The 1,154-nt window shown below is 35.4% G+C and carries 1 pseudogene; it reads right to left on the bottom strand.

The annotated features are described in order from the left end of the window. Positions 1-1,095: pseudogene (locus tag JCM13188_RS17225) on the bottom strand (IS91 family transposase); the annotation flags it as partial. Positions 1,096-1,154 lie beyond the last annotated feature (59 nt).

Below are 1,154 nucleotides of genomic sequence, written 5' to 3' on the forward strand. Positions count from 1 at the left end.
TCATAAAAGTTATCACAACAAGAGCACCTCATGGGATCTTTTCCACCAGATGCAATAACCTTCTCACGATAAGTTCTTTTTGTTAAGGATTTCTTTATTTTAACTAACCATTTTCTGTTTGCTTTTTGCCATATACTAATGATTTTTTACTAATACTCTTAGATCTTCTGGAATATAAACCATAATGGCGAATGGTTTTAAATTGCTCGTCTGGTATGTGTCGAATAAGCAAGATAATAAACTCTTCTACAGTTACCGTTTCGTGTTTTTCTTTCCCATCCGTTTTATCTTCATACTTAAATGTTACAAATTGTCCATCGTATGCCACGATTCGGTTCATACCTATAGCAGGACGCCTGATATATCTACCGATATATCTCAATTGTTCATTTATTTTACCTCGTTGTTTAGGTGCATAGACATAAAAGCCTTCAGAATTATTGCTATAGGCAGCTTGTAAACGTGGTTGAACTACTTTCTTTTCTCTTTCCGTTAAGTGTTTTCTTATCACTTTTAACACCACAGTTTGCCACTGTTTCCTTAGCATTTGAAAAGGGATAAAGTCTAAGGTTTTCCACTTCCCTTTCTTGGTCAAACCTCCCATGCTTACTAACATATGAACATGAGGATTAAAATTAACTCTAGAACCGAATGTATGTAAACCTGCAATGATACCGGGGGTTAACTTACCTTTCTTTTTAAAATAGGACTTAATAAGATTCGCTGCTGCATCCATTAGAGGCTTGAGTAAATGGCGATGTTTCAGAAATACATCTCTCAGACCTTCATCAATCGTAAAATGACATGACGATGGGTTGTATGAATCGTGTCTTCTGAAAGAAGACGTCCCCATTCTTCACTCTCTCCGACTGAACACGTTGTGCAAAATCGTCCTTTACACCGATATGGTACTAATTTAGGATCGTTGCATCCTTCACATACAAATAATTTAAATCCATTTTTAGGGTTACCACATTCTCGAAATTTCTCTATTTCTTTCAGGACAATTGGACGCACTCGTCCCCCATATTTGTTAACGAATCGATCCCAATGATTATGTTTATCAAAAAATATGCGTCTTAGAATATTATCCATACTAAAAAAATACCACAGAACAGCGTTCTATGGCACAATTTTTATACTTCTTATCTTTT

Origin of the sequence: Piscibacillus salipiscarius JCM 13188 (assembly GCF_001311865.1) — a bacterium.
Lineage (GTDB): Bacteria > Bacillota > Bacilli > Bacillales > Alkalibacillaceae > Piscibacillus > Piscibacillus salipiscarius.